This is a genomic window from Jatrophihabitans sp. GAS493 (genome assembly GCF_900230215.1).
Classification (GTDB): Bacteria; Actinomycetota; Actinomycetes; order Mycobacteriales; family Jatrophihabitantaceae; genus MT45.
The window spans coordinates 100,795-121,647 of record NZ_LT907982.1; the positions used below are offsets into that span (position 1 = coordinate 100,795).

General features: G+C 68.3%; 19 protein-coding genes. 4 read left to right on the forward strand and 15 right to left on the reverse strand.

Features of this window, described 5'->3' with window-relative positions; translation table 11 throughout:
* Positions 1-17: 17 nt before the first annotated feature.
* Entirely contained in the window at positions 18-1,526 is a 1,509-nt protein-coding gene (gene guaB / locus CPH63_RS00420) for an IMP dehydrogenase (RefSeq protein WP_197704506.1), read from the reverse strand.
* Positions 1,527-1,781: 255 nt separating this feature from the next.
* On the opposite strand from guaB, the gene CPH63_RS00425 reads away from it, so the two are divergent.
* The 4 genes from CPH63_RS00425 (at position 1,782) to CPH63_RS00440 (ending at position 6,259) form a co-directional block, all read left to right on the forward strand.
* Complete coding sequence (locus CPH63_RS00425; protein WP_371365065.1) at positions 1,782-2,489, forward strand: ABC transporter ATP-binding protein; 708 nt, start codon at positions 1,782-1,784, stop codon at positions 2,487-2,489.
* Positions 2,489-5,023: an ABC transporter permease gene (locus CPH63_RS00430; RefSeq protein ID WP_206745623.1), complete on the forward strand. Its 2,535-nt coding sequence runs from the start codon at positions 2,489-2,491 to the stop codon at positions 5,021-5,023. The genes CPH63_RS00425 and CPH63_RS00430 overlap by 1 nt, the downstream gene beginning before the upstream one ends.
* Positions 5,024-5,180: 157 nt before the next feature.
* Complete coding sequence (locus tag CPH63_RS00435) at positions 5,181-5,555, forward strand: DUF5319 family protein (RefSeq protein ID WP_172892272.1); 375 nt, start codon at positions 5,181-5,183, stop codon at positions 5,553-5,555.
* 422 nt (positions 5,556-5,977) lie between these two features.
* Entirely contained in the window at positions 5,978-6,259 is a 282-nt protein-coding gene (locus CPH63_RS00440; protein WP_096301076.1) for a WhiB family transcriptional regulator, read from the forward strand.
* A gap of 438 nt (positions 6,260-6,697) precedes the next feature.
* On the opposite strand, the gene groL is transcribed toward CPH63_RS00440, so the two are convergent.
* From groL to glmS, 14 genes are all read right to left on the reverse strand, one after another.
* Positions 6,698-8,344: a chaperonin GroEL gene (groL, locus tag CPH63_RS00445; protein WP_096301077.1), complete on the reverse strand. Its 1,647-nt coding sequence runs from the start codon at positions 8,342-8,344 to the stop codon at positions 6,698-6,700.
* Between the two features lie 230 nt (positions 8,345-8,574).
* Positions 8,575-8,880, reverse strand: a complete 306-nt coding sequence (gene groES, locus CPH63_RS00450; protein ID WP_091354382.1) for a co-chaperone GroES — start codon at positions 8,878-8,880, stop codon at positions 8,575-8,577.
* Between the two features lie 187 nt (positions 8,881-9,067).
* Complete coding sequence (locus tag CPH63_RS00455) at positions 9,068-9,307, reverse strand: hypothetical protein (protein WP_096301079.1); 240 nt, start codon at positions 9,305-9,307, stop codon at positions 9,068-9,070.
* A 65-nt stretch (positions 9,308-9,372) separates the two neighbouring features.
* Positions 9,373-10,419, reverse strand: coding sequence for a tRNA (adenosine(37)-N6)-threonylcarbamoyltransferase complex transferase subunit TsaD (gene tsaD, locus CPH63_RS00460; protein ID WP_096301080.1), 1,047 nt, complete (start codon positions 10,417-10,419; stop codon positions 9,373-9,375).
* Complete coding sequence (gene rimI / locus CPH63_RS00465) at positions 10,416-10,934, reverse strand: ribosomal protein S18-alanine N-acetyltransferase (RefSeq protein WP_096301081.1); 519 nt, start codon at positions 10,932-10,934, stop codon at positions 10,416-10,418. The genes tsaD and rimI overlap by 4 nt, the downstream gene beginning before the upstream one ends.
* Positions 10,931-11,602: a tRNA (adenosine(37)-N6)-threonylcarbamoyltransferase complex dimerization subunit type 1 TsaB gene (gene tsaB, locus CPH63_RS00470; protein WP_096301082.1), complete on the reverse strand. Its 672-nt coding sequence runs from the start codon at positions 11,600-11,602 to the stop codon at positions 10,931-10,933. Before tsaB ends, rimI begins: the two co-directional genes overlap by 4 nt.
* A 67-nt stretch (positions 11,603-11,669) precedes the next feature.
* Complete coding sequence (locus CPH63_RS00475; RefSeq protein WP_096301083.1) at positions 11,670-12,884, reverse strand: bulb-type lectin domain-containing protein; 1,215 nt, start codon at positions 12,882-12,884, stop codon at positions 11,670-11,672.
* 50 nt (positions 12,885-12,934) lie between these two features.
* Entirely contained in the window at positions 12,935-13,465 is a 531-nt protein-coding gene (tsaE, locus tag CPH63_RS00480; RefSeq protein ID WP_096301084.1) for a tRNA (adenosine(37)-N6)-threonylcarbamoyltransferase complex ATPase subunit type 1 TsaE, read from the reverse strand.
* Positions 13,462-14,568, reverse strand: coding sequence for an alpha/beta fold hydrolase (locus CPH63_RS00485; RefSeq protein WP_096301085.1), 1,107 nt, complete (start codon positions 14,566-14,568; stop codon positions 13,462-13,464). The genes tsaE and CPH63_RS00485 overlap by 4 nt, the downstream gene beginning before the upstream one ends.
* Positions 14,561-15,736 (reverse strand): alanine racemase, encoded by a 1,176-nt coding sequence (gene alr, locus CPH63_RS00490; protein WP_096301086.1) that lies wholly within the window; start codon positions 15,734-15,736, stop codon positions 14,561-14,563. The genes CPH63_RS00485 and alr overlap by 8 nt, the downstream gene beginning before the upstream one ends.
* Positions 15,737-15,750: 14 nt before the next feature.
* Entirely contained in the window at positions 15,751-17,181 is a 1,431-nt protein-coding gene (locus CPH63_RS00495) for an NAD(P)H-hydrate dehydratase (RefSeq protein ID WP_096301087.1), read from the reverse strand.
* Positions 17,182-17,191: 10 nt separating this feature from the next.
* Positions 17,192-17,860, reverse strand: coding sequence for a lysoplasmalogenase (locus CPH63_RS00500; RefSeq protein WP_157749174.1), 669 nt, complete (start codon positions 17,858-17,860; stop codon positions 17,192-17,194).
* Between the two features lie 10 nt (positions 17,861-17,870).
* The gene (locus tag CPH63_RS00505; protein WP_096301089.1) at positions 17,871-18,911 is read right to left on the reverse strand and encodes an NAD(P)/FAD-dependent oxidoreductase; all 1,041 of its coding nucleotides are present in this window, start codon (positions 18,909-18,911) and stop codon (positions 17,871-17,873) included.
* Positions 18,912-18,964: 53 nt separating this feature from the next.
* Positions 18,965-20,824, reverse strand: a complete 1,860-nt coding sequence (glmS, locus tag CPH63_RS00510; protein ID WP_096301090.1) for a glutamine--fructose-6-phosphate transaminase (isomerizing) — start codon at positions 20,822-20,824, stop codon at positions 18,965-18,967.
* Positions 20,825-20,853: the final 29 nt, after the last annotated feature.

Here is a 20,853-nt window from a genome sequence, read left to right on the forward strand (position 1 = left end):
TCTAGTCGCGCAGCGGCCTAGCGCCGGGAGTAGTTCGGCGCCTCGACGGTCATCTGGATGTCGTGCGGGTGCGACTCCTTCAGCCCGGCGGCGGTGATCCGGATGAGCTGCCCGTTCTCCTGCAGCTCCGCGATGCTGGTGGCCCCGGCGTAACCCATCCCGGCCTGCAGACCGCCGACGAGCTGGTGGGCGACCGAGGCGAGCGGGCCGCGGTAGGGGACCTGCCCCTCCACACCCTGCGGCACCAGGTCGTCGTCACTGCCCACGTCCTGCAACCCGTAGCGATCCTTGGAGTAGGACTTCTTGTCACCGCGGGTCTGCATGGCCGCCAGCGACCCCATGCCCCGGTAGGACTTGAACTGCTTGCCGTTGATGAACATCAGCTCACCGGGCGACTCCTCGCAGCCGGCCAGCAGCGAGCCGAGCATGACGCTGTCGGCTCCGGCCACGATGGCCTTCGGGATGTCTCCGGAGTACTGCAGCCCGCCGTCACCGATCACCGGCACCCCGGCCGGGCGGCAGGCCAGCGATGCCTCGTAGATCGCGGTGACCTGCGGTGCGCCGACCCCGGCCACGACCCGGGTGGTGCAGATCGAACCCGGCCCGACCCCGACCTTGACGCCGTCGGCGCCGGCATCGACGAGGGCCTGGGCACCGGCCCGGGTGGCGATGTTGCCGCCGACCACGTCGACGGACGTCTCCCGCTTGATCCGGGCCACCATCTCCAGGACTCCGCCCGAGTGACCGTGGGCGGTGTCGACCACGACGAAGTCGACGCCGGCCTCGACCAGGGTCATCGCGCGCTTGTAGGACTCTTCACCGACGCCGACCGCGGCACCGACGACCAGGCGACCGTGCGGGTCCTTCGTGGCGAACGGGAACTCCATGATCTTGGTGAAGTCCTTGACGGTTATCAGCCCGGTGAGGCGGCCGTCGGTGTCGATGATCGGCAGCTTCTCGATCTTGTTTGTCGACAGCAGCCGCAGCGCCTCGTCCTTGCTGACCCCGACCGGGGCGGTGATGAGCGGCATCCGGGTCATCACGTCGAGCACCGGACGGGACGGGTCGGTCTCGAAGCGGGTGTCCCGATTGGTGACGATGCCGAGCAGGATGCCGTTCTCGTCGACCACCGGGGTGCCGGAGATGCGGTACCGGGCGCAGAGTTCCTCGACGTCACCGATGGTGGCGGTGGGCGGGCAGGTGACCGGATTCGAGACCATGCCGGCCTCGGAACGCTTCACCAGATCGACCTGAGCGGCCTGATCCTCGATGGAGAGGTTGCGGTGCAGCACCCCGACGCCGCCCTGACGGGCCATCGCGATCGCCATCCGCGACTCGGTGACGGTGTCCATCGCCGAGGAGAGCAGCGGCAGCCGGGCGCTGATGTTGCGCGTGATGCGCGTGGTGGTGTCAACCTCGCTGGGGATCACATCCGAGGCCCCCGGCAGCAGCAGCACGTCGTCATAGGTGAGCCCGAGCTGGGCGAACTTGGCCGGAAGGCCATCGAAACCAGGATTTGTGGACAAGGCTGGATCTCCGGACTGCTGAGGGTTTGTTCCGACGATTCTATGCCCCCAGGGAGGGCACCCAGGACAAATGTCAGGGTCAACTCAGGTACTACCCGGGTACCGCATGTCAGACCCAGAGGCGAGGATTGGGCCATGACTCACGCAAGCACTCCATCCGACACCTCGTCTGTCGAGAATACCCAGGAAAACCAGACGGTTGCGCCGTCAACCACCGGCTCCGAATCAGCCAGCCTGTACCCGGCGGCGCGAGCGATGAACGTCACCAAGTCCTACGGCAGCGCCGAGACTTCGGTCCGCGCCCTCGACGATGTCAGCGTCGACTTTCACAGCGGCCAGTTCACCGCGATCATGGGCCCGTCGGGCTCCGGAAAGTCCACCCTGATGCACTGCCTGGCGGGCCTGGACACCGTCACGTCAGGATCGGTCTGGATCGGCGACACGTCGCTGTCGGGCTTGTCGGACAAGAAGATGACCCAGCTGCGCCGTGAGCGGATCGGCTTCGTCTTCCAGTCGTTCAATCTCGTCCCGACGCTCACCGCGAAGGAGAACATCACGCTGCCGCTGGACATCGCCGGCCGCAAGCCGGACCCGGAGTGGTTCGACCAGGTGATCTCCACCCTCGGCCTCGGTGATCGGCTCAGCCACCGTCCGAGCGAGCTCAGCGGTGGCCAGCAGCAGCGGGTCGCCTGCGCGCGGGCCCTGCTCAGCCGTCCGGCGATCGTCTTCGGCGACGAGCCGACCGGCAATCTCGACTCCCACTCCAGCGGCGAGGTGCTCGGAATCCTGCGCAACTCGGTGGATCAGCTGCGTCAGACCGTCGTCATCGTGACCCACGACCCGCGAGCGGCGAGCTACGCCGATCGGGTCGTCTTCCTGGCCGACGGGCGCATCGTCGACGAGATGACCAACCCGACCGCCGACTCCGTGCTCGACCACATGAAGAGTCTGGAGACGCTGTAATGGCCAGCGGAACCGCGGCAATGCGCCGTGTTTCATTGCGAAATCTCGCCGCCCACAAGGTGCGCCTTGCCCTCACCGTCATCTCCGTCGTACTCGGCACGGCATTCGTAGCCGGCTCCTTCGTCTTCACCGACACCCTGCAGAAGTCCTTCGACAACATCTTCTCCGACACCTACAAGGGCGTCGCCGTCCGCATCCAACCGGTGAACGGACGCAGCGCCGGAGTCCCGAGCTCTCTACTCACGTCATTGACCAGCGTGGAGGGGGTCAGCAAAGTCGAGCCCGAGGTGAACGGGCCGCTCGTGCTGGTCGCGGCCGACGGAAAACCGGTGCAGAGCGGTGGCGCCCCGAGCATCGGCATGGCGTGGCTGCCGGCCGAGAAGTCGATCGAGGCGGTGCCGACGCTCTCCAGCGGCTCCGCTCCGACCGCGACCGGTCAGGTCGCCGTCAACGAGGGCGCCGCGAAGAAGGCGGACCTCAAGGTCGGCGACCAGACGAAGGTCATCAGCGCCACCGGCGGCATCGTCCCGGTCACCATCAGCGGCGTCTACAGCTTCAAGACGGAGACCGGCGGCTACGTGGGGATCCTCTTCCCCGAGGCGCAGGCGTTCAGTCTCTTCACCGACGGCACCCACGTTGCGGCGATCGACGTCGCGGCGACCCCCGGGGTGAGCGAGACCGAACTGCGTGACCGAATCTCCGCCGAACTTCCACAGGGGATCGAGGCGGTCACCGGCACCAAGGCCCGGGCAGACATCCAGTCGCAGATCCAGACCGCGCTGCAGTTCATCAACTACATCCTGCTGGCCTTCGGTCTGATCGCCCTCGTCGTCGGCACCTTCATCATCTACAACACCTTTTCGATGCTGGTCGCCCAGCGGCTACGCGAACTCGCACTGCTACGGGCGATCGGAGCCGACAAGAAGCAGGTGACCCGCTCGGTGCTGCTGGAGGCATTTCTGGTCGGCCTGATCGGCAGCGTGCTCGGGATCGCCGGCGGGGTTGGACTGGCCTACGGGCTCAAGGCGCTGCTGGACGCGCTCGACCTGGGGCTTCCGGGCGGCCCGCTCGCCCTCGAACCTCGCACCGTGATCGTCGGGGTCATCGTCGGCGTCGGGGTCACCATGCTCTCGGCCTACGCACCGGCTCGACGCGCTGCCCGGACGCCTCCAGTAGCCGCGATGAGGGCCGAGTTCGCCTCCGTCGGCACCAGCCTGCGCAGGCGCACCATCACCGGGACCGTCCTCACCCTGCTCGGCGCGGCGGCCGCGGTGGCCGGGGTGACCTCCTCCTCGGCCGGCGCCGGCTCCTCCCTCCTCGGCCTGGCCCTGCTGGCGGTGGCCATCGGGGTACTGCTGCTCTCGCCGGTGCTGTCGAAGTGGATCATCGGCCTACTGGCCCTCGTGGTGCGACGCCCGTTCGGGGCCATCGGGCGGCTGGCCAGCTCGAACGCGATCCGCAATCCCCGGCGAACCGCAGCCACCGCCTTCGCGCTCACCCTGGGCCTGATGCTGGTGAGTGCGATCGCGGTCATCGGGGCATCGACCAAGCAGAGCATCGACGCGCTGGTCGACACCGGGACGAGCGCCGACTACATCATCTCTGCCGGCAACACCATCGCGGTGCCGGCTGAGGCGGCGGCGGCGATCGCCAAGGTGCCCGGAGTCGGCGCATACGTGGAGCTCTACTCGCTGAGCGCAAATCTCGGCGACTCCAAGTTCGAGGGGCAGGCCGTGGACGGCAACCCGGCAGATGTCTTCACGCTGAAGATGTTGTCGGGAACCGAGACGGTCTCGGCCAGCACGATGATCGCCGACAAGACCACCGCGGCCGATCACGGCTGGAAGGTCGGCTCGGAGGTGAAGCTCACCCAGCGCACCGGCGAGCAGGCGACGGTGCGGATCAGCGGCATCTACGCCGACAACGTGCTCCTGGCCGGCGTGATCGCCTCCGGCGACACCTACCGCGCCCTGACGCCGGCGACCAACCGGGCCAACGACGCCGACTTCGTCAAGGCTGCGCCCGGAACCAATCTCGACACCCTGAGAGCCGACATCCTGAAGGTCACCGATCCGTACTACGTCATCAAGGTGCAGACGAAGGACGAGTACAAGGGCGAGCAGGCATCTCAGATCAACGGCCTCCTCGGATTGCTCTACGGCCTGCTGGGGTTGGCGATCGTGATCGCGATCCTCGGCATCATCAACACGCTGGCGCTGTCGGTCGTGGAGCGGCGCCGGGAGATCGGGATACTGCGGGCCGTCGGGATGATCCGGGCCCAGCTGCGGCGCACGATCTACCTCGAATCCGCGCTGATCTCCATCTTCGGCGCCGTGCTCGGGGTGACCCTGGGGCTGGCCTTCGGCTCCGGATTCACGCACGTGCTGCGCGATACCGGGCTCGGCACGCTGTCGGTGCCGTGGGGCCAGGCCGTCGCATTCCTGGTGGTGGCCGCGGTGGTCGGTGTGCTCGCCGCGCTCTGGCCGGCCTTCCGGGCCGCTCGCACCCGGCCGCTCGACGCGATAGCCGAGTAGTCCTAGCGGGAGTATCACGGATTCGCGGCGGTGAGACAGCCAACGATTACGTCCCGATAAGAGTGGTTTGGCGCCTTTGCTCCGACAGGATTCGGAGCGAAGGCGCCAACCAAGTTGGACTAGCAACGAGAAGGGACTTACCGTGGTTGACGTGACGCTGGATGAAGGCCCCCTCGACCCGTTCCTTGGCGACCCCGCGGACCCCGCCGCGCTGCTCGCGGACCAGGAGCCGGTCGAGCCGCTCAGCGAATCCGAGCACGCCGACGTGCTGGCCGACCTCTACGAGCTCACCGAGTTCCGCACCGCTCTCGCGCCCCGCGGCGTCCGTGGCATCTGCGTCGAATGCAGTGACTGCGGCGAGCAGCATTACTTCAGCTGGGATCTCATGGCGGCCAACCTGCGCTCCCTACTGGGCGAGGGTCGTACCCAGGTTCACGAGCCGGCCTTCGAGCCGAAGCCCGAGTGCTATGTCAGCTGGGACTACGCCCGCGGCTACACCGATGCCGTGCAGGCCGCAGCGCACCGCCGCTGACCCTCAGCCGCTCCTGTTCGACCGCTCAGCAGACGCAAGCCGCCATTACGGCGAGCTTTCATACGGCCCCGTATTTTTCTTTCCCGTGCAACCATGTGATGTTCGTCATTACACAACGTGACTGATTACTACAGGCAGTCCCCATGTCCGTTTTGGGCGGCGAATGCTTATTACCCCTTAGTAGCGGATAGTTCGGACGTTTTCCGGTGCAAATCGGACCGGGCCTAGACAGTCGTCCAGCAAAAATGCGGCTTATGTCGGTTTAATCTAGGCGAACACGCCACACTCTGCTCGTACGAGTTGACGACGGAAATAATTTCCAAAAACTTTTTTCGTCAATCGCGTTACCTTTTGGTTAGTTAGGCCGTTGTCTTATCTGAAGGCCGCAACAGCACGGCCCATCTCCCCCCGGAGGGCCCTTCATGACAAACGTGCGTCAGCTCATCTCGCCCCACCACCCCAGCTGGGAGTGGCAGACCAATGCCGCGTGCCGCGGCACCGACACTTCGACCTTCTACCACCCGGAGAACGAGCGTGGCCCGTCGCGCGTCCGTCGCGAGCAGGCCGCCAAGCGCGTCTGCTCCGGCTGCCCGGTGGTTGCCAACTGTCTGCGTTGGGCACTTGAGACCCGCGAGCCGTACGGCGTGTGGGGCGGCCTCTCGGTCGACGAGCGTGAGCAGATGCTCGCCTCTCGTACCGCGTAACACCAGCAGCAAACCGCAGTAGCGAACTGAAGACGTCGGTGGCGAAACCCCAGAGCGCCACCGCTGCTGAAAGAAGCAACCGAATACTTACAACTGAACAGCACCAAGCCGGCGCCAAGCCCGCAAGCTCGGGGCCGGCCGAAGCAAGACCGCACCACCAGCAGGAAGCCTGACGTTGTCCCGTATGGGACTCCCCCGACCGTCAGTCGCACCACGTTGAAGCCCCGCTCATACCCCAGTTGAGCGGGGCTTCGTCGTTGCAAAACGGGCCAGCCGCGCCGGACAGCCGCGCCGGACAGCAAAGAGGGACGTCCCGCCCGAGGGGGAAGGCGAGACGCCCCTCAATGGTGAAGCTACAACTCAACCGATGTTTAGGTTGTGAACTAACCCAGGTTTCGGTTGGCGGTTGGTTGGGCCGTTCGACCCAACCACCTCGTACTAGTGCCCGTGGCTGTGCCCGTGACCGTGGCTGTGCCCACCGTGGCTGTGGCCATCTTCGGACGCCTCGGACTCAGCCGGCTTCTCCACGATCGCGCTCTGGGTGGAGAGGATGAGTCCGGCCACCGAGGCCGCGTTGGCCAGGGCGGCCTTGGTGACCTTCACCGGGTCGACGACGCCGGCCTGCAGCAGGTCCTGGTACTCGCCGGTCGCGGCGTTGAAGCCGTTGTTGGCCGGAAGTTCGCGAACCTTGGCGACGACGACGTAGCCCTCTTCGCCGGCGTTGGAGGCGATCCAACGCAGCGGCTGAGCGAGCGACTCACGAACGATGGCAACACCGGTCGCGTCGTCCCCGGTCAGGCCGAGGTCTCCGTCGAGGGCTGCCCCCGCGTGCACCAGGGCGACACCTCCGCCGGCGACGATGCCCTCTTCGATTGCGGCCCGAGTCGCGGCGATCGCGTCCTCGACGCGGTGCTTGCGCTCCTTGACCTCAACCTCGGTGGCGCCACCGACCTTGATGACCCCCACGCCGCCGGCGAGCTTCGCGAGACGCTCGAGGAGCTTCTCCCGGTCCCAGTCGGAGTCGGTGTTCTCGATCTCGCCACGGATCTGGCTGACCCGGTCGGCGATCGCCTCGGAGGTACCGGAACCGTGGGTCACGGTGGTGGTGTCCTTGGTGACGACGACGCGACCCGCGCGACCGAGTGAGTCCAGACCGATCGAGTCGAGCTTGAGCCCGATCTCGGGGGCGACGACCTCGGCTCCGGTGACGATCGCCAGGTCCTGCAGGAACGCCTTGCGGCGGTCACCGAAGAACGGCGCCTTGACGGCAACCGCGACGAACGTCTTGCGGATGGAGTTGACGACCAGCGTGGAGAGCGCCTCGCCGTCGACGTCCTCGGCGATGATGACGAGCGACTTGTTCTCGGCGACGACCTTCTCCAGCAGCGGCAGCAGATCGGCGATGCTGGAGATCTTCTGCGTGGTGATGAGGAGGTACGGGTCGTCCAGGACGGTCTCGGCCGCCTCCGCGTCAGTGACGAAGTAGGGCGAGATGTAGCCCTTGTCGAACTGCATGCCCTCGGTGAACTCGAGGTTGGTCTCCAGGGTGTTGGACTCCTCGACGGTGATGACACCGTCCTTGCCAACCTTGGTGAACGCCTCACCGATGAGGGCGCCGATGATCGGGTCCTGGGCCGAGATGGTGGCCACGTGGGCGATCTCGGTCTCCCCGTCGACCGGGGTGGCGACCTTGTCCAGGGCAACCGAGACGGCCTCGACGGCCGCGTCGATGCCGCGCTTGAGCGAGGTCGGGTTGGCGCCGGCGGCTACGTTGCGCAGGCCGACGTTGACCAGGGCCTGGGCCAGCACGGTGGCGGTGGTGGTGCCGTCGCCGGCGACGTCGTTGGTCTTGGTGGCGACCGACTTCGCGAGCTGGGCGCCGAGGTTCTCATACGGATCAGTCAGCTCGATCTCGCGAGCGATCGTGACGCCGTCGTTGGTGATGACCGGCGGGCCGAACGACTTGTCCAGGACCACGTTGCGGCCCTTCGGGCCAAGCGTGACCTTGACCGCGTTGGCCAGTTTGTCGACGCCGCGCTCCATCGCGCGGCGGGCGTCCTCGTCAAAACTGAGGATCTTCGCCATGTTTGTCCAATCTCTATGGGTGTTGCCAAGCAGGTGAGGTAGCTAGCGAGGAGCAGCTGCGCCGAAACGACAGTGCCCCGACCCCGTAAAGGGCCGGGGCACTGTTGCACGGTTAGTCGAAGCTGATGGTGAGTCAGCGACAAACTTGGGCGACCAGCGTTTACGCGAAGCGCAACGCAAGGGCGCGAGCGCCAATCACCCGAAGCGGGTCATGGCGCGTTCAAGTCGCCTTACTTGACGATGACCGCGAGGACGTCGCGGGCGGAGAGAACGAGGTAGTCCTCACCGGCGTAACGAACCTCGGTGCCGCCGTACTTGCTGTACAGAACGACGTCGCCGACGGCTACGTCGAGCGGGACGCGGGCGCTGTTGTCATCGAAGCGGCCGGGGCCAACCGCGACGACAGTGCCTTCCTGCGGCTTCTCCTTGGCGGTGTCCGGAATGACGATGCCCGAAGCGGTCGTGGTCTCGGCCTCGTTGGCCTGAACGACGATGCGGTCTTCGAGCGGCTTGATGTTGACCTTGGTGGCGGTCACGGTGAATCTCCATCCTGAAGGGATTACCTGGCAAAGTGCATGCGAATGATGCATATGAAGTTGGTGCGGATCTTGCTGTTGCTATTCGGAGCGCAGGCTGTCGTCGCGGGAGCCAGCCGGGCCCTCAGCTAGCACTCTAACCCTCCGAGTGCCAGTTCTCAACGACGGGTGGGGTTGCCACCGCCGTTCAGCGTGGTTGCACAGGCTCGAACGGCCCCTCGAAGGGCCATGCGTGCGGCGGGCGGGCGATCCACTCGGGCGGCACGTCCGTGATTCCCGCCCCGGTCGGGTCGATGACAACGACTCGTCCGTGGCCCTGGGCGCTGCGGTAGATCTGCGCCGACGGGGCGGCGTTGCCCCGGACGAACTCGAAGAGCTCGCTGAGGTGTCCCTCGGCAGCGGCAACTTCCCACATCACGGTCGTCATAGGCTCACCCGGCGTCACTGCAGAACCGTCGTCACAGCAGCACCGGCGTCACAGCAGCACCGTCGTCACAGCAGCACTGTTGTGATGGGCAGCGCCGACGTGGCCGGGATGTCGAGGTTCGACGGCGTTGCCCCATGGGCCACCAGCTGGGCGCCCAGAGCTGCCACCATCGCGCCGTTGTCGGTGCAGAGCCCGGGGCGGGGAATCCGCAGCACCAGCCCGGCCTTCTCGCAACGCTGCGCGGCGAGCTCCCGCAGCCGCGAGTTGGCCGCCACCCCGCCACCGATCACCAGATGCCCGACGCCGTGATCCTTCGCCGCTCGCACCGCCTTCGCGGTGAGGACGTCCACCACCGCCTCCTGGAAACTGGCCGCCACGTCGGCGATCGGCACCGGCTCGCCGGCACGTTGCCGGGCCTCCACCCAGCGCGCCACCGCGGTCTTGAGGCCGGAGAAGGAGAAGGCGTAGGCGGGATCCTGGGCACCGGTGAAGGCTCGGGGGAAGGCGATCGCCGCTCGATCCCCGTCCCGGGCGATCCGGTCGATGTGCGGCCCACCGGGAAAGGGAAGGCCGAGCAGCCGGGCGATCTTGTCGTACGCCTCGCCGGCCGCGTCGTCGACGGTGGCGCCGAGTTCGGTGAGCTCCTGGCCACCGATACGCGGCGCGAGCAGCAGCGAGGAGTGCCCACCGGAGACGAGCAGCGCGATCGCCGGCTCCGCCAGCGGTTCGTGCTCGAGCAGGTCCACCGCCACGTGGGCGCTGAGGTGGTTCACGCCGTAGAGCGGCTTGTCGAGGGCGAGCGCATAGGCCTTGGCCGCAGCCACCCCGACCAGGAGCGCGCCGGCCAGCCCGGGGCCGGCGGTCACCGCGACGGCGTCGATGTCGCCGGGCCGGATGTCGGCGAGCTGGAAGGCCCGGCGAAGGGTCGGCAGCATCGCCTCCAGGTGGGCGCGGCTGGCCACTTCAGGCACTACGCCGCCGAAACGGGCATGCTCCTCGACGCTGGTCGCGATGGCGTCGGCCAGCAGGGTGGTGCCCCGCACGATCCCGATTCCGGTCTCGTCGCAGGAGGTCTCGAAGCCGAGAACCAGTGGCTCGTCGCTGGCGGTCACACCTCGGCCTCCTGGGTCAGTCGACGATGCATGGTGAGCGCATCGACCCGTCCCCCGTCGTAGTAGCCGCGGCGCCGGCCGAGGTCGGCGAAGCCTTCGCGCCGGTAGAGATTGATCGCCGCCTCGTTGTCGACGCGCACCTCCAGGAAGACCTCGTCGGCGCTGCGCCGGCGCGCGTCGGCCAGCAGGTGGCGCAGCAGCAGGGTTGCGATGCCGGCCCGTCGAGCCGATGGCACGACCCCGACGGTGAGGATCTCGGCCTCCTTGCCGATGACCCGCACGCCGCCCCAACCCAGGAGTTCAGCACCGGGTTCAGCGCCGACTTCAGCACCGGGTTCAGCACCGGGTTCAGCGCCCTGCAGGACGGCGAAGTAGCGGCGGTACCGGTTGTCTCGAAGCTCGTCCCGGTAGGCCTCGCGACTCCAGGCCTCGGTGCCGAACATGCTTTCTTCATAGGGCATCACCGCGTCAAGGTGGTGCTCCTTCATGGGCACGAGCAGCGGTTGGAGGTTCATCCGGTCACCGACTTGGTCGCGCCGGGCTCGACCGCGTCCGGACGGCGCAGGTAGAGCGGCGTCAGGATCTCCGACTCCGCGCCGGCCGTGATCCGCCCGGCCGCCGCCTGCACCAGTGCCACCGGATCCGGATGGTCGACACTGCGCAGCGGCAGCCCGAGAACGTCGGCGTAGAGACGGGCACCGGATCCGGTCATCCCGCTGACGCCTTCTCCGCGGAGGTGCTCGGCGACGGCGGCGGGGGTGGAGACCAGCGGCCCCTCGACTCGGACGCCGTGGTGATAGCGGGCCCAGTAGACCTCGCGACGTCGAGCATCACCGGCAACCAGCAGGTCCGGCTCATCCAGCACCCCCGCGATCCCGTCGAGTGAGCAGACCCCATAAACCGGAATACCCCGCAGTTCGGCGAAGACGGCCGCGGTGACCAGACCGACCCGCAGGCCGGTGAAGGGGCCGGGACCGAGGCCGGCGACCACCGCCCCGACGTCCGCGACACGCACCCCGGCCTGCTGCAGGCAGAGCTCGATGTTCGGGGCCAGGCGCTCACCGTGGGCCCGGGCGTCGAGGGTGATGCTCTGGGCCATCGTGCGGGCGGTGCCGGCGTCGTCGACCTCGACCACGGCCGCGCTCACCGCGGCGGAGGAGGTATCGATGGCGAGTACGAACACGACTCAGAAGCCTAGCCGGTGTGTCAGGAGCTCTCACCCGGCACGATCAGCCCGTACGGCTCCACTCTCAGCCTCGTTGGGCGCTATGGCTGTCAGCGAGGAAGACGTACCCCATTCCCTTGTCCAACGTCAGCTCGCTACCAATAACCTCAAGTACGACAGCGGGGCCTGCGTTCGCGGTGTGCGAACTCCACATCGCCCTGCCATTCGGGGCGTACACCACCAGGTTGCCGTCGGCCTGCAGCGCCAGATGAGAGCCGGCGGCGAAAGTGCGAGTACTCCACTGCGGCTTGCCCGCGTGGTACAGCACCAGATTGCCGTCGGTCTGCATGCTCAGCATCGTCAGCTGTTGGTCCATTTGGTCGCGGGAAGCCAGTGAAGTACCGACGGCCAGCACATCGCCGGGAGTCATCATGGCCCGCTTCGAGCCCGACGCCCAGAGCGCGTGGCCGGCGGCCGAATAGATCACCAGGTTGCCGTCGTCCTGAAGCGTCGCGTGATTTCCCGAGCCCGACGTTCTCGTTGACCACGACGCTCGACCGGCACCGTTGTACATCACGAGGTTTCCATCCCTCTGCATCACGAGGGTGCCGTTGACGGAGCTGTAGTTGACAAGCGGCGGCGCCCAGATCGCCATGACGTGTTCGCGAAGGTTCGGATTCGGGTCCGCGACGAACGCGTGCTCCTCGATCTGAAGTAACCCGCCGTTGAGATCGAGCGTGAACCGATTGGAGGGGGCAGCCAGAGTATCGGCCGAGCCCTGAGCCGACTGCCCGGCGGTAAGCGTGCTCGGTGCGAGGAACTGGCGCGGTGGGGCTACCTGGAGCATCGGCAGGCCGGTCTTCCAGATCGCACGACCTGGCCGGTAGAGCACAACGTTCCCATCGTCCTGCATGACGAGGGCGACGACCGAGCCGGCACCGGCGGTGCGCGTCGACCAGAGTGCCTTCTGTTGGACGCTGTACAGCACCACGTTTCCGTCGCCCTGCACGATAAGATGTGCGCCCGGATGGCCGGCGGTTCGGGAGGCCCACTCGACCACTGAACCTTGATACTCGACGAGATTTCCGTCGCCCTGCATGACGAGCCGATAGGTGCCGACATCATCATGCAGTTGCTGCCCACTGATCAGCATCTCACCGGTGTCCAGCTCGCTTGTTCCGGCTGAGGCCGACGCGCTGGTTGCGGTGACACCACCGAAGAGGGACACCGTGGCCAGCGCGAGGAGGACAACCACGACGCGTAGCCGACCGGCGACACTGTGAACGAGCAATTTGGACACGCGAATCCCCCCAATTCGCAGCGCATTCCGGCTGCTCGTTCCGAACCCTACTACCAGCCGAGGCTGGAGATGCGCTGCGCCCAGTCGCCGCCCTGGGGAATGAGTTCAGCCGAGCGGACCTCGCTGTCGTCGGCCCGGGCCAGTTCGATGAGCAGTGACGATTCGCCGAGCTGCTCGACCAGGCCGTGCCCCCACTCGATCACCGTCACCGAGTCGGCGACGTCGACGTCCAGATCGAGGTCGTCCACCTCGGCCAGCGACCCCAGCCGGTAGGCGTCGACGTGCACCAGCGGGATGCGCCCGCCGACGTGGACCCGGGAGATGACGAAAGTCGGCGACACGACGGAACCGGAGACCTCCAGGCCGGCGCCGATCCCCTGGGTCAGCGCCGTCTTCCCGGCGCCCAGCGGCCCAGCCAGCACGATCAGGTCACCCGGCCGCAGCACCAGCGAGAGATTGCGGCCGAAGGCGAACGTGTCACTCGCCTCGGGAAGGGTCACCCGATGCCGGCGGGGCGCCGCGCCGGGGACGCCCGGGTCCGCGGCACGCACCGGATGCCCCGGCCCGTGCAGCGGACTCATCGGCGCACCCGCAGCCAGCGCCGGCGCGGCGTCGCGTCGGCCAAAGCGGGCGTGAAGAGCTGGATCAACGCGTCGTTCACTTCCTCCGGTCGCTCCATCGTGGCCAGATGACCGGCATTCTCGATGACCACCAGGGACGCCTTCGGCAGCGCCTCGGCCATCTCCTGGCTGTGCTCCGGCGGGGTGAGGGTGTCAGAGTCGCCGCAGATGATGACGGTCGGGACATCAGCCAGCACCGCTAGGGCGTCAAGTTTCTCGTGGTTCATCAGCGGGCCGTAGAACTCGGCGATCACCTCGATACGGGTGCCGGCGATCATCTGGGTCAGGTACTCCACCACCGCTGGGTCGACGGCCTTGTCGGCGAAGGCGAACCGGCGGATCAGCACCCAGGCCAGATCGGTGCCCATCCCCCGACCGCGCTCGACCAGCTTGGCCCGGCTGCGGGCGCCGTTGAGCAGCAGCGGCAGCAGCGGGCCCTTCATCCGGGCCAGCATCGCGGGCAGGCCGAGCGTGACCGAGGCAAGTTTCCCGGTCGAGGTGGAGATGAGCGCGACGGCGCTGACCCGCCGCTCGGAGCCGACGAAGTAGTGCGGATGCCGGTCGGCCAGCGCCATCACGGTCATCCCGCCCATCGAGTGCCCGACCAGGATGATCCGGCCGGTCGGGGCCAGGGCATCGATTACCTCACCCAGATCGTCGCCCAACTGATCTATCTCGCAGTGGTCGGGCTGGCTGCGATCGGAGCGGCCGTGGCTGCGCTGGTCATAGAAGACAAAGCGAATCTGATCGCCGAACTCCTCCACCAACGCCTTGCGCTGGAAGTGGTACGAACCCAGGTTCAGGGTGTAGCCGTGCACGAAGATCGCGGTCAGCTGGGCGTCGCGCGGCCCGACCTCCTCGTAGTACAGCCCCGTCCCGTCCGAGGTCGCCAGCACGCCCGCCCGGTCGAAGGGCAGGTGGCCGAGCTCGTTGAAATTCGTCCGGACGATCTGCTGCCGGCGGTGGGCGACGTTGCGGTCGAAGGCGTAGGCCACCCCGGCGGTGGTGACCGCGGCCGCGAAGCCGACCGTCCCGCCGATGACACCCTTACGTTTGCTAGCCATGGGCGACCTGCTCGACCAGGTCGGTACTGGATTCCGACGCTGGGCGATCTGCGTCCACGTAGGTGCGTGGCACTCGAACCCCGATCCGGGTGACGATCTCGTAGTGGATGGTGCCGAGCGCATCGGCCCAATCCTGCGCCGTGGGCTCGCCGCCGGCGCCCGAACCGAAGAGCACGGCGTGATCGCCCGCCTCAGCCCGCCCGGCACCGATATCCACGACGAACTGGTCCATACAGACCCGTCCGCTGATCTGGTAGCGCTGCCCGTTTATCTGCAATGGCCCGAGATTTGTGGCATTTCTCGGTACGCCGTCGGCGTAGCCCAGGGGCACCAGGGCCAGCGTCGTCTCCGATTTGGTGATGTAGGCGTGCCCGTAGGAGACGCCCTCACCGGCGCTGACCCGCTTCACCGAGGCCAGCTCCGCGCGCAGCGTCATCGCCGGGGTGAGGCCGAAGTCGCCGAGTTCCCCGGGGACGGGCGAGAGCCCGTAGATCGCGATCCCAGGGCGGACCAGATCGAAGTGCGTCTCCGGCAACGTGAGGGTGGCCGCCGAGTTCGCCAGGTGACGTACCCGCGGCACCACACCGTCTCGGGCGGCCAGGTCAAGGGCCTGGTGGAAGTTGTCGACCTGGAGCGCGATGGTCGGGTTGCCGGGCTCGTCGGCGTAGGCGAAGTGGCTCCAGATCCCCACCGCCTCGACGTAGCCGTCGGCCTCCGCGGTCGCGGCGGCGCGAACCACCTCCGGCCAGTCGGTGACGTAGGCGCCGTTGCGGGACAGGCCGGTGTCGATCTTGAGGTGGACGCGCGCCGGTAGGCCGACCCGGCGGGCCTGGCTGATGACCACGCGCAGTGCCCAGAGGCTGTTCACGTTGATGTCGACGCCGGCCTGAATCGCCGCCCCGACCGTCTCAGCCTCGGACGGGGTCCAGAGCCAGGCCAGAATCGGCGCCTCGATGCCGGCGGCCCGCAACTGCAGGGCCTCGTCGATGATGGCCACCCCGAGCCAGCTCGCCCCGCCGGCCAGCGCGGCCCGAGCTGAGGGGAGCAGGCCGTGGCCGTAGCCGTCGGCCTTGACCACCGCCATCAGCTCGGCGCTGGTGCCGGCGCGCAGGGTCTCGACGTTGCTACGGATGGCCGCCAGATCGACGACGGCTTCGGTGCGGGACATCCTTTAAGTCTGACCTATCGGCGAACGGATGCCACGGCAAGAGGTAGGCGGTTGAGCACATCGGTCGCATCGGGGTTGCCATCGGCACCGGCCAACTGCCCCGCCACACCGTGCAGGTAGGCGCCGGTCGCCGCCGCCAGGGCGGCCTCGATGCCGGTGGCCAGGATCGAACCGATGAGGCCGCTGAGCACGTCTCCGCTGCCGGCCGTGCCGAGCCAGGGGGTGCCGGTGGTGTTCACGAAGGCGGTGCCGTCGGGGGCGGCGACGACGGTGGCGTCGCCCTTCAGCAGCAGGGTGACGTTCAGCTCCCGGGCCGCCCGGCGGGCCGACTCCAGCCGGTCGCCCGACACGGGTCCGGCGATGCGCTCGAACTCCCGGTCGTGCGGGGTGAGCAGGGTGGGCGCGCGACGCTCGGCCAGCAACTGCTTCTGCTCCGCCAGCAGCGTGATGGCATCCGCGTCGACGAGCACCGGGACGTCGGTGGCCAGGGTCTGGGCGAGTAGGCGACCGGCCGCGGCGTCGGTTCCGATTCCGGGGCCGATGACCCAGGCCTGCACTCGCACATCCCCCGGCGCCGTCGCGTCATGGACCACCACATCCGGGTAGTGGGCCCGTATCTGCTCCGGCGCGGTGCCGAGGTAACGCACCATCCCCGCTCCACCGCGCCGGGCGGAGCCGGTGGCCAGCAGCCCGGCGCCGGAGTACTGCGCGGAGCCGGCGATGACCCCGACAACCCCGCGGGTGTACTTGTCGTCGGTCTCGGAGGGCTGCCGCAGCAGCGAGGCGACGTCACGCTCCTCCAGCACCTGCACGTCCGGCTCGGGCAATTCCAGGCCGATGTCGACCAGGCGCACCTGGCCGCTGCGCGCGGCGCCGGCCCCGGTGACCAACCCGGCCTTCAGGCCGCCGAAGGTGACGGTCAGGTCGGCCGGCACCGACGCGCCCTCGACGACACCGCTGTCGGCGTCGACGCCCGACGGGATATCGACGGCGACGACCAGCGCGTCGGTGATGGCGGCGACCAGTTCGGCCGCCTCCGGGCGCAGTGCCCCGCGCCCGCCGATGCCCAGGATCCCGTCGACCACGAGGTCGGTGGCGCGGACCGCCGACGCTGCGGACGTGGTGACGATCCGGCCGCCGGCGGAGATGAGGGCCGCCAGCCCCGCCGCGTGCGTGCGTGGCGGGTCAAGCAGCGCCGCCTGCACCCGCACGCCCCGACCGGCCAGGATCGCCCCGGCGAAGAGGGCATCGGCGCCGTTGTTCCCGGAGCCGACCAGCAGCACCGCCGAGCTGCCGTAGAGACGTCCGGTTCGTAGCCGCAACTGGCGAGCGCAGACGCCGGCCAGCGCGGTGGAGGCCCGGGCCATCAGGGCGCCATCGGGCAGCTGCGCCATCAGCCGCTCCTCGGCGGCGCGGATCTGCGCAACTCGGTAGACGCCCTGCATCGACGCGCTCCTATCGGCTGGTCGGGTTCGGATCGGCGGTGGCGGTGCAACCGCTGATCAAGAGTGCCTGACCGGCGGTGTAGGTCGCCATCACCAGGGCGTCCGAGCGGGGTATCGGCCGGCCGAAGCGGTCGATGGCGATGATCAGGTCGGAGAGGCAGAAGAGGGTGGCCCCGGCAATTACCCGCGGCCGCCCGGTGCCGAGCGCGACGGCGAACATGGACGCGATGATCGCGCCGTAACCGGTGACCGGCATTCGCATCGGGCCGGCTCGCCGGGCCAGCGTGAGGCTGACCGTGGTGGCCAGCCCGGCCGCCGGCAGAGCGAGCCCGGGACGGCGTCGGAGCCCGGCCCACCCGGTGGATCCGTCCCTGTTCTCCAGTCTCGCCAGGGCCGCGATGTAGGCGCAGTGCGCGAGCAGGAAGGACCCGAGACCGGCGGCGAAGGCCGGCTCCGTCGTCGCCAGCAGCGCCGTGTCGCCGGCCGTCGAGAGCACCAGCGCGCTCCCGATCAGACGCGGCTGCTGCGAATCCGGGACCTGCAGGGCCAGCGTCGGCATCAGCAGTGGCTTGGTGAGCCGGCGCCAGCGGCGGGCCGGCGCACCGGGCGGGGTGGCGGCGAGCGCGGTGTCGGCCGCGGCGAGCAGCGCAAAGAGGCCGAGCCGGCGTCCGCGGTTCATCGGCGCGGGTTCAGTGCGACGAGGACGGCGAGGTGGCACCCGAGGCTGGGGCGTAGTCCGACAGGTGCCCCGGAAACGCCGAGACATCCGGGTTGAGGTAGGCGGCGGCGTTGTTCACCGCGGTGGCCACCTCGCCGAAGCCGGTCGCGATCAGCCTGACTTTTCCGGGGTAATCGACGATGTCGCCGGCGGCGTAGATGCCCGGTACCGAGGTGGCGCCGAGGGTGTCGGTGGCGATGTGACGCTTCCCGGCGATCTCCAGGCCCCACTCCAGCAGCGGCCCGAGATTGGCGGTGAAGCCGAGGGCGGCGACCAGCTTGGTGCAGGGCAGGGTGACCGGCTCGCCGGCCACGTCCACCTTCACCTCGAAGACCTCCGGGTCGGCCCGGACGTCGGTGACCTGGGCGTCGGTGAGGAGCCGGACGCTGGATTCACGCAGTAACTCGACGGAGTGCGGGTGGGCCCGGAACTGGGCTCGGCGATGAACGACGGTGACCGACTTGGCGATCGGCTCGAGCATCAGCGCCCAGTCCAGCGCGCTGTCCCCGCCGCCGACGACGACGACGTCCGCTCCCTCACAGATCGTGGGATCGGGCACGAAGTGCACCACGCCGTGGCCGAGATGCTCCTCCCCCACCGGCAGCGGCCGTGGGGTGAACGTCCCGATGCCGCCGGTGATGACGATGGCCCGGGCGTGCACCTGCAGCCCGGTGGACGTGGTGACGGTGAACTTGTCGGCGTGCCGGGTCAGCCCCGCCGCCTGCTCACCGAGCAGGTAGGTCGGGTTGAAGGCGCCGGCCTGCTCGACGAGCTGCTCGACGAGCGTGCGCCCCTTGACCGCCGGAAAGCCGGCGACATCGAAGATCGCCTTCTCCGGGTACATGGCGGTTATCTGGCCGCCAGGCTCCTCCAGCGAGTCCATCACCGCGACCGAGAGCGTCCGAACCCCCGCGTAGTAGGCCCCGAAGAGCCCCACCGGGCCGGCGCCGACGATGAGAATGTCGACGGAGGTGCTGAACGGTTCGGATGCCGCGTGCGCGTCTGAGGTCACTTCGCGATCCTCGCAGACAAATCGCGAGATGGGCAGGTGGCGCCGCGAAAGTCTTATTCGACGGTGACGGACTTGGCCAGGTTGCGGGGCTTGTCGATGTCGCAGCCGCGGGCCAGCGCGATCTCGGCCGAGAGGATCTGCATCGGGATGGTGGTGACGAAGGGGGCCAGCAGGGTGGGCGTCGCCGGCACCTCGATGAGGTGAGCGGCGTGCTTGCGAGCCTGCTCGTCGCCCGCCTCGGCGATGACGATGGTGCGGGCTCCACGGGCGGTGATCTCGGCGATGTTGCTGAGCATCTTCTGGTGCAGCAGGGGGCGGCCGAGCGGCGACGGCATGACCACGACCACCGGCAGCCCGTCCTCGATGAGGGCGATCGGGCCGTGCTTCAGCTCGCCGGCCGGGAACCCCTCGGCGTGCATGTAGGCCAGCTCCTTGAGCTTCAACGCGCCCTCCAGTGCCACCGGGAAGCCGACGTGACGGCCGAGGAAGAGGACGGCCTTGCTGGACGCGATCTCCCGCCCCAGGTCGTGCACCTCGTCCATCATGCCGAGGGTGCGGCTGATCGCCTCCGGCATGGCGGCCAGCGCGTTGTATTCGGCGACGATCTCGTCGCCGTACTTGGTGCCGCGGGCCTGGGCCAGCGCGAGGCCGACCAGCTGCACCGCGGCGAGCTGGGCGCTGAAGGTCTTGGTGGCCGCGACCCCGATCTCCGGCCCGGCGTGGGTGTAGAGCACCGCGTCGGACTCGCGGGGAATCTGGGCGCCGTTGGTGTTGCAGATGGCCAGCACCTTGGCCTTCTGGTCGCGGGCGTGGCGCACGGCCTCCAGGGTGTCGGCCGTCTCGCCGGACTGGCTGATCGCCACCACCAGGGTCTGCCGGTCCAGCACCGGGTCGCGGTAGCGGAACTCCGAGGCCATCTCGACCTCGACCGGGATGCGCGTCCAGTGCTCGATGGCGTACTTGGCCAGCAGACCGGAGTGATAGGCGGTGCCGCAGGCGACGACGAAGACCTTGTCGACGTCGCGGAGCTCCTGCTTGTCCAGGCGTTGCTCGTCGAGGATGATCTCGCTGCCCACCAGGTGACCGCGCAGCGTGTCGGCCACCGCGGCCGGCTGCTCCTCGATCTCCTTGAGCATGAAGTACTCGTAGCCACCCTTCTCGGCGGCGGCGAGGTCCCAGTTGATCTCGAAGGGCTTCCCGTCGACCTCGATCCCGTCGAAGTCGGTGATCCGGTAGGCGTCGGCGGTGATCTCGATGATCTGGTCCTGGCCCAGCTCGACGGCGTGCCGGGTGAACTCGATGAAGGCGGCGACGTCGCTGCCGAGGAACATCTCACCCTCCCCGACCCCGACCACCAGCGGCGAGTTGCGCCGGGCCGCGACCACCTCGTCCGGGTGTTCGCGATCGACGACGACCAGGGTGAAGGCCCCTTCGAGTTCGCGGCAGGTGGCCCGCAAGGCATCGCCCAGGCCGCGGCCGTTGTCCAGTTCGCGGGCGACGAGGTGGGCCACAACTTCGGTGTCGGTGTCACTGCTGAACTCGACGCCGGTCGATTCGAGGTGGGCCCGCAGCACGCTGAAGTTCTCGATGATGCCGTTGTGCACGACGGCTATCCGTCCCGAGCCACCGACGTGCGGGTGGGCGTTGCGGTCATTCGGGGCGCCGTGGGTGGCCCAGCGGGTGTGACCTATGCCGGTGGTGCCGGTGATGTCGCGTCCGGCCAGTTCCTTGTCCAGGTTCTCGATGCGGCCGGCCTTCTTGGCCACCTGCAGCTCGGCGCTACCGGCGTCACCGACCGGGGTGACGATCGCCACCCCCGCCGAGTCGTAGCCGCGGTACTCCATACGGCGTAGACCCTCGACGATGACGTCGAGCGCCTGCCTTGGACCGACGTAACCCACGATTCCGCACACGACTCAGAGGATACCTGGGATGGGCCCTC